This window comes from Pseudoalteromonas sp. A3, assembly GCF_025942345.1.
GTDB lineage: Bacteria > Pseudomonadota > Gammaproteobacteria > Enterobacterales > Alteromonadaceae > Pseudoalteromonas > Pseudoalteromonas atlantica.
Map to the genome: position 1 here is coordinate 1 of NZ_JAPCKL010000024.1, position 8,280 is coordinate 8,280.

At 41.2% G+C, this 8,280-nt stretch carries 6 protein-coding genes; 3 read left to right on the top strand and 3 right to left on the bottom strand.

The window, feature by feature from the left end; translation table 11 throughout:
* Positions 1-533 precede the first annotated feature (533 nt).
* On the top strand, positions 534-965 hold the full coding sequence (locus OIZ54_RS20110; protein ID WP_264391142.1) for a cytochrome b: 432 nt from the start codon (positions 534-536) through the stop codon (positions 963-965).
* Between the two features lie 31 nt (positions 966-996).
* On the opposite strand, the gene arfA is transcribed toward OIZ54_RS20110, so the two are convergent.
* The 3 genes from arfA to OIZ54_RS20125 form a co-directional block, all read right to left on the bottom strand.
* A complete protein-coding gene (gene arfA, locus OIZ54_RS20115) occupies positions 997-1,197 on the bottom strand; it encodes an alternative ribosome rescue factor ArfA (protein WP_055255815.1) in 201 nt (66 codons plus the stop codon).
* A 218-nt stretch (positions 1,198-1,415) separates the two neighbouring features.
* Positions 1,416-3,956, bottom strand: a complete 2,541-nt coding sequence (locus OIZ54_RS20120) for a TonB-dependent receptor plug domain-containing protein (protein ID WP_054982085.1) — start codon at positions 3,954-3,956, stop codon at positions 1,416-1,418.
* A 227-nt stretch (positions 3,957-4,183) separates the two neighbouring features.
* Entirely contained in the window at positions 4,184-5,161 is a 978-nt protein-coding gene (locus OIZ54_RS20125; RefSeq protein WP_264391143.1) for a sensor histidine kinase, read from the bottom strand.
* A gap of 111 nt (positions 5,162-5,272) precedes the next feature.
* Between OIZ54_RS20125 and OIZ54_RS20130 the strand changes: the two genes are divergently transcribed.
* The gene (locus OIZ54_RS20130; protein ID WP_264391144.1) at positions 5,273-6,604 is read left to right on the top strand and encodes an HD domain-containing phosphohydrolase; all 1,332 of its coding nucleotides are present in this window, start codon (positions 5,273-5,275) and stop codon (positions 6,602-6,604) included.
* 285 nt (positions 6,605-6,889) lie between these two features.
* On the top strand, positions 6,890-7,909 hold the full coding sequence (hemH, locus tag OIZ54_RS20135; RefSeq protein WP_264391145.1) for a ferrochelatase: 1,020 nt from the start codon (positions 6,890-6,892) through the stop codon (positions 7,907-7,909).
* Positions 7,910-8,280 lie beyond the last annotated feature (371 nt).

Genomic DNA, 8,280 nt, shown 5'->3' on the forward strand with positions numbered 1-8,280 from the left:
GATTCGACACCTTTTATCAAAACGGGTAACTCTCACTTTTTCAAGTTGATGTGTCAGATCTTGTCTGAACTAATACACTTAAAATGAGAGATGGTATCTACAACTTTCACTTCTCATTTACTCCTCTATCCCTTCTCTTTGTGCATTTTTGTATTAAAGATCAATAAATCACAAAGAGGTTAAGAGACGCGTCGCTTTTAGAGAAGCAACTATCATCTTGCGCGAGCAAGCTTCGCGCCTACAACTTTCACTTCACGTTGCAGGTTTTATCCTTTTAAATGTAAAAATAAGTTTCGTTAACCCTACTTTAACCCTCTATAGTTTAAGCTAGCTGCATTAATGTAGATTATTCAATTGTACACGCAACTAAGCGCCACTTTTTAAGTTAGGAATAACCACAATGAAACTTACAAAAGATACAACAAGTACGTTAAGCAAAACCACCATAAGCCTGCATTGGATTGTAGCTATTTTAATTATTGGGTTATTAGGCTCAGGCCTATATATGGAAAACTTTAAAGCGTTTTTTTCTAATGAGTTGGCACAAATCATTTGGCGTAATGCTGCTTGCTTTTGCGTTATTAAGAGTAACATGGCGCATTGTAAATGGCTGGCCAAAGCACGATGTTAAACACCCAAATTATGAGCAAGTGTTAGCTAAAATTGTGCATTACGTTCTTATAATAAGCATGTTACTTATGCCTATTTCGGGGCTGATTATGTCGGGCTTTGGTGGGCATGGCGTAGAGATGTTCGGGCTAGAGCTTATACCGCACAACCCCAATCCAGAAAACCCACAAAAAAGCCTCGCTTTTAACCAAGGCTTAGCAGAGATAGGAAAAACCGTTCACGGTATTACAGCAAATGCGCTTCTTATCGCGTTAGGTTTACATATTGTGGGCGCTTTAAAGCACCATATTATTGATAAAGACAACACCCTTACGCGTATGCTTGGCAAAAAGTAGGTAGTTAAAAGTCTTATTTGATCGGTGCTATTTAAGCCGCGATTAAATAAGACTCTCGTCCTACGTGTTTGTGATTACGCTTAAACGAGCCTTTCCCTTTTTTAGCTTTAACCACTTGAGGTTTAAACACTTTAGAAGTTACTAGCGCCGCCAGCGCATTATGATTAATAACACCTCGGCCGGTGTCTACCGCACTATTATTTGCGGCTTTGGTTTTCGATTTTTTAGCCATTTTATTTCCTAACTATTTATAACAATAAGAACCTTAAGAAGTGGCGATTGTGTGCCTAATTTTCAACCTTGCAAGTGTTTTAACGCTCTTTTTTATAATAAATAAACATAAAAAAAGCGCAGTAAATAACTGCGCTGAGTAACCTGAACGCTGGATAATAAAATATGTTGGTATATCTCTTAACCAGAGTTCAGGTTAAATAGTTTTAGCTCAAATAATTAAAATTCAAAGCTTACTTTTGCATAATAAGTACGCCCGTCAAAGCCATAAGGCAATGCACGTACAGGGTATTTAAACGCGCCGTTGGTAATAAAGTTAAGCACTTCGTCATCACCTAGCTCATCTGGGGTTTCATCAAAAATATTATCAGCCCCTACCGATACGTTAAATATTTCGTTAATTTGGTAGCTAACGTTTAAATCCACTAGTACTGCTGATTCAACTGTACTAGTTGGTTTAAACGACCCCGTAGGCGAAAGCTCACCGGGTAAAGGGATGTGGTCATTACCAAAGTATTTAACGTCTGTTTCGCCAAAGTAATTAAAGCGAAGCGTTGTTTCATACGCATCACGCTCATAGTCAAACGTTAAAGTTGCGCGCTCACCTGGCTGGCCGTCGGTAAAAAAGCTACGTTGTAAATCATCAAACGCCACCGACTCAGGAATACCTTCTTCTGCGTTCACGTTATCAATTTTAGTGTCGTTTAAGTTACCCGCAAAGGTTACTCCAAAATTACCGCCCTCTACATCAGTACGGTAAGAGGCAATAATATCAACACCTTGTGTAGTTGAATCTACAGAGTTTGAAAAGTAATTAGCTTGCACTGCGCCGGTTGCTTGAAGCGCGGCTACGGCTTCATCGCTAAAGGCAACGTCCTCTGCAGAAAGTAAACTACCAAGCGTAATACGGTCTTTAATTTCTACGCGGTAAAAATCAACCGTTAACGAAAGTTCACTTGTTACATCGTAAACAAAACCAGCACTGTAGTTAGTTGAGGTTTCAAGCTCTAGGCTATCTACACCTAACGCACTTGGAAAAGCAGTCCCCGTATTTGCAGTGAACGACTGCGTAAGTGTGCCATCTGAGCCTAAGTTAGTTGTAAATGCGGTATAACCACTTTGCTGAAGCGATGGCGCTCTAAAACCAGTAGAAACCGCACCACGTACTGCAAAGTCATCGTTAAATTCATAACGTGTTGCTAATTTACCAATTAAGTCATCGCCCGCATCTGAAAAGTCTTCATAGCGCAACGCACCACTTACGTTCCATGCATCCGTTACCATGGTTTCTACATCTACATAAAACGCGTAGCTGTGGCGATCGCTCTTGTTTGTTGCCTCTGGGCGCAAACCGTTATAAGCCTGAAAACCACACTCAGCAAATTGATCAGGGTCGTTTACTGAAGGGTACGAAGCATCGGTATTTGCCAAGCCACATGCATAAGAGGCTTCATCGCCAGGGACTATTTCATAGTTTTCTTTACGGTATTCTGCACCAATAGTTACATATAAAGGCTCATTGCGGCCAATATCAACAATGCCGTTAAAATCAGCATTAACTGTTGTTTGATCAAATCTAAAACCACCAGAGTAACCGCCGCTTGGGCCTGCATTTGCTGCTATATCGGCATCGCTTGCATCTGGGTTGTTAAATACGTACTCCGCCGCATAAGAGGCATTTATAGTATTACGTGAGGTAAAGTCGTATTGGTTTTCACCATACACTGCCGATACATCGTATCCCCAATCTGGGTTTATATCGCCTCTAAAACCAACCGCTACTGAAATATCTTCAGCCTCGTTATAAATGCGGGGTAAAAAGCCATCGCTGTATACTTGCGTTACATTTTTAGACGCTTCGTTAAAGTTACGGTAAAAACCATTACCCAGCGCGGTACGCTCAGAATAGCCACCAAATGAGTACAATTCGCTGTCGCCCATTGGCAAAGCCATGTTGTAAAACAACGAGGTAAATTCACTTTCTGAGTTACCTTGGCCCCAACGTACATCTTCACTCAGCGTGCCTGGCTCAACATTTAACGACCCACCGGTATCGCGCTCTGCACGGTTAGTGCCATCGGCATCACGATACTCAAGCGATAAATTAATAAAGCCGCCTTCGTTACCTAAGTCAAAACCACGGTTTAAACCTGCAGAAAGCGTATCGCCGTCGCCTTCACTAGTGCCGCCGTACTGTACGTAACCCGTTGTTACGCCAGTTGAATTATTAAGCGATAAGTTAATTACGCCAGCTATCGCGTCAGAGCCATATTTAGCTGCTGCGCCATCGCGTAGTACTTCTACACCTTTAAGCGCAGTTAGCGGAATGGCGTTCATGTCGGTGCCGGCTGCGCCTGCACCTACAGTGCCGTTAAGGCCAAAAATAGATTGATTATGGCGGCGCTTACCGTTAACCAACACTAACGTTTGATCTGGCTGTAAACCGCGCAGCGTTGCTGGTCTAAATAAATCAGAGCCATCAGATACTTGCGTACGAGAAAAGTTAAACGACGGGGCAGTAGCTTGCAGACTCTGCCCTAGTTCTGTAAAGCCGCCTTTGTTTAAATCATCAGCGTCTATTAAATCAATAGGTGACGAAGACTCAGTAGAGGTACGGTTAGAAACGCGCGACCCTAATACAGAAATTTGTTCGATATTTTGTGCAGCCTCAACAGGTGCTTCTTGAGCGCTTACAATGCTTGGTGCGCTTACGGCAAACGCAACAGCGGCAGCTAATGTATTTAAACGGTATGTTGACATGGTGACGACCCTGTTTAGTGTGTTCTTTAATATTTGTTATTGCGATGTAACGCATCGCACTGGGGAACATCCTAGCAACATATGCAAATAAAAAGAAATGAAAAAAACTAAATAATAGGTCTAACTATGCAAAAAAATGTAAATACTAAAAAATAACACTTAAACTTGTTTAAAACACATACAATTAAGGATTTTAATTTCAACCCCAAATTAAATTAACACTTTATTTACAATGGGTTTATCACGCTTTCTTGTACTTTTACGGGTAACCAACAACAAATGGTAGTACCTGTTCCTAAAGTACTGCTAACTTCTATTTTTCCGCCGTGATCTTGCAAAATAAAGTTAACAACGGTCATTCCTATTCCTAATGAGTGGGCGGTTTTATGTGTAGTAAAAAAAGGCTTAAAGAGGTGCGCTTGGGTATTTTCATCCATTCCACAACCGTTATCTTTCACTTTTATACATACCCCCTCATTTTGCTGCGTTACGCTTAGTTCAATAATGGTGCCTTTTTCTAATTCATGTTCGCACGCTTGTTGAGCATTTAATAACAGCTCAACAAAAATTTGATGAATAGACGACAGCTCCCCCCAAATTAGCGGCACTTGCTCAAAATTGGTTTTTATTTCGCAGTATTTAAGCTGCCCTTGCAACACGCCTAAAGCAGAGCCTGCAACCTCGCTTACATCTAAATATTGCTTGTTATGGATACTTGAAAATTGGCTAAGGTTTAATAAATTATGCACGGTTTGCTTTATGCGCTTTAAACCATCTAGGCTTTCGCTCAACTGCGAGTAAATTTCGTGTCCATTCCATGCCAGTTCGTATTGTTTTTTTAGATCAACCAACACGTTTTTAAATTGCCCTGCATTTAATTGGCCGTTTAAAAACTGCTCGTTATAGTGAAGAGATTTTGATAAAAGAGGGCTAACATATTGCAAGCTTTCTATATTACTAATTACATACGAAAGCGGGTTATTTATTTCATGCGCAATACTGCAAGACAAAACACCCACACTTGCCATTTTGTCGGCCTGAACAAACATTTGCTGATACAAAGACAGCTCAGCAACGTTTTTGGTTAGTTCGCCATTTAACACAACTAACAATTGGCTTTTATCGGCAAGCAGTTGCTCTGCGGCTATACGCTTTTGCTGCTCATCTAAAAAGGCTTGTTTGTAGTCGTCGGTTAAAGTGCTCATCCTATTCGCTCCATAAATACGCATCCATGTATAACGTTTAGTTTGCCATACGTAATTATGCAAACTAGGGGCAATTTTTAGGCTATGCTTATTATTTTAAAAGGTAGCACTATGACCAAACCAGCAGACGCTGCACATTCAATCACTGCCGTAGATGTACTTTGTGTTGATGACGACGAAATTGTTCTGCGCTCACTAACCTCCTTATTAAAAAATAATAACTTTAGTTTTATGACCTGCAAAAGCCCAGTGCAAGCGCTTGAGCTTTTAAACAGCCACGAATTTAGCTTAATTATTAGCGACATGAAAATGCCCACCATGAATGGCGCGCAATTTTTAGAGCAAGCCCGTAACAAAGCTCCCGAAACACAACGTATTTTATTAACCGGCTACGCCGAAATAGAAACCACCCTAGCCGCTGTAAACCTAGCGCAAATTAACGGCTACATACAAAAGCCATGGCAAAACGATATGCTTTTGCGCAGCATAAACGACAGCATCGAAAAGTTTCAGCTAAAAAAACAAAACAAACAACTCGAGCAGCAAGTAAAACAGCAAAACAAAGAACTTCTCGAATTAAATAACTCATTAGAGCAACGAGTAGAGAAGCGTACAAAGCAAATTAAGCAAGTACTTAAACAGCTAGAAGATGCCAACGAGCGCGAAAAACACGAACACAAAGCCACCGTAGAGCTACTTTATAATTTTATAAACGCCAACCCATACTTAGATGGCAACAAAGCGCAAAAAATTGCCGACACCTGCACCCAAATAGCACTGTACTTAAACCTCTCGCAAAAAAGTATAGATTTAGCCCCCATGGCGGGTTACTTAGCGCAAATAGGTTTGCTTGCTATGGACCCAGAGCTCTATAAAAAGCCAGTGAGTCGGCTAAGCGAGCAACAGCGCAAAGCCTTTTATACACACCCAAGCACAGCACAATTAATGCTTATGCCTGCTATACATTTACATGATGTATCTGATGCAATTTATCATCAATATGAGCGCTTTAACGGCAACGGTTTACCAAAAGGATTAGCAGCAAACGACATTCCTATTGGCGCTATGGTGCTCAGCGTTGCTCGCGATTATTGGAACGCATTTGAACAAAGCCAAAGCCCCACAGACAAAGAGCGCCACGGCGATGCGCTCGAAAGCGTAAAAATGTACAGTGGCACTTTTTACCACCCTAAAATTGTGCGCGCACTCGAGGCAAGCCATAGCAAATTAAATGAGCAACTTAATAATGCGGGCTCTATTATTATATGCAGCGCTCAAGAGCTAAAAGCCAATATGATTTTAGGCCATACGTTACACAGCCACAGCGGTATTATGTTGTTACCTAAAGGCCATGTGTTTGGCAAAAAATCCATCGGAAAACTACAGCAACTAGAAGCCAAAAAACCGACCCCATTTAGAATAATGGTAAAAAGCGCTAAATGAGTGATCTAAACTGTGGCTTTTTTCGTTACAATTACCGTAAATAAGCTAAACTAATTCAAACAGGTACCTGTTAATCTGGGTATAAATTTTAAACTGTTTAATACCAATCCGCCTAATTAAGTAACTTATTTTGAGGGTGGAAAAACGTGTAGATAGCTAGGCAAAAAATTCGCTATTTAGTTGTTCTAAATGAGAATTGCTTAACGCTGGTAGCGACACGTTTAGCCCCGCAAAATGATTAAGTATTATTGCGAATTGGTATCACATTGCTTTAAGGAGCACAGCGTGTCGCGATTTTCTGCAGTCACTGACAATCCCCACGACGGACGTTTTAATCAAAAAACGGGCATTTTACTTACCAACTTAGGCAGTCCAGACGCGCCCACCCCTGCGGCACTGCGTACCTACTTACGTGAATTTTTATCCGATCCGCGCATTGTAGAAATTCCACGTTTAGTGTGGATGATAATACTGCACGGTATAATTTTGCGTATTCGCCCTAAGCGCTCAGCAAAACTATACGAAAGCATTTGGACCGAAAACGGTTCGCCGCTAACGCATATTACCCGCTTGCAACGTGACAAACTAAGCGCACTACTCCAAGAGCAAGGTTATACCAATACCGAAGTTGTTATGGCCATGCGTTACGGCAATCCTTCAATAGAGGCGGGCCTTGAAGAGCTGCGCGATAAAGGCCTAACGCGCATAATTGTACTACCGCTTTACCCGCAATACTCAAGCCCTACCACTGGCTCAACATTTGATGCCGTATCAAGAGTATTGCAAAAATGGCGCTGGGTGCCCGAGCTGCACTTTGTAAATGGTTATCACAAAAACACCGCATACATTGATTCATTAGCTAGCAGCATTAGTGAAGATTTAGAAAAAAACGGCATGCCACAAAAATTAGTTTTTTCATACCACGGTATGCCAAAGCTATTTTTAGATAGAGGCGACCCTTACCACTGCCTATGTTTGCAAACCACGCGTTTAGTGGTTGAAAAACTAGGCCTTGATAAAGATAAAGTAATTAGCACTTTTCAAAGCCGCTTTGGTAAAGCCGAATGGTTAAAGCCATACACCGACGCCACGCTTGCATCGTTACCTGATGAAAACATTACCGACGTTGCAATTTTAAGCCCTGCTTTTAGCGCCGATTGCTTAGAGACACTCGAAGAGCTAGAAGAAGAAAACCGTGAAATTTTTGAAAATGCAGGCGGCGAAAAGTACCGCTATATAGCCGCTTTAAACGACAGAGACGATCACATCAACGCTTTATATGATGTGCTAAAACCAATGCTTTAAACGCATCTTTATTGCCTTAACGTAAAAAAGCGGTGTTAAATTTCAACACCGCTTTTTTAATTGTAAGGTAAGCATTTATTAAATGCCATAGCCACTATTTTGCGCGAGCAAGCTTCGCGCCTACAACTTTCACTTCTCATTTACTCCTCTTTCCCTTCTCTTTGTGCATTTTTGTATTAAAGATCAATAAACCACAAAGAGGTTAAGAGCCGCTTCACTTTTAGAGGAGCAACTAACATTTTGCGCGAGCAAGCTTCGCGCCTTGTATCTCTCGTTGATAAATGATTAGCTATTATTTATCACATCGAAGTCAGTGAGCTTGCCTTTGCGCCTAGTATTTAATACTGCTCCGTAGATAAAGCCCTGACTTT